The sequence below is a fragment of the Acidovorax sp. Root217 genome, assembly GCF_001428645.1.
Lineage (GTDB): Bacteria > Pseudomonadota > Gammaproteobacteria > Burkholderiales > Burkholderiaceae_C > Acidovorax.
In genome coordinates, this window is record NZ_LMIH01000022.1 from 754 (window position 1) to 1,036 (window position 283).

The 283-nt window shown below is 70.3% G+C and carries 1 protein-coding gene; it reads left to right on the top strand.

Features of this window, described 5'->3' with window-relative positions:
• On the top strand, nt 1–283 hold a 283-nt coding region (locus ASE31_RS32125), incomplete at both ends, for a hypothetical protein (protein ID WP_162261425.1).

Genomic DNA, 283 nt, shown 5'->3' on the forward strand with positions numbered 1-283 from the left:
GGTCGGCCAGGGCGGGGGCTCCTACACCCTGACCAGTGGCAACGTCGCCGCTGCCAGCGCCACGGCCTTCGCGGTCACGCTCAATGCCGCCGACAAGCTGGCCGTGGGCGGCCTGCTGAACAAGGCCGGCACCACGGCCGCAGACGCCACCACCTTCAACCTGGCCGCCGCCGCCAGCTGGGATGTGACGACCACCTCGGGTGCCGACCTCACGGGCAATGCGGTGACCGTGTCGAATGTCTCGGCACCCACCATCACCTCGGCCACCTACGACGTCACCACC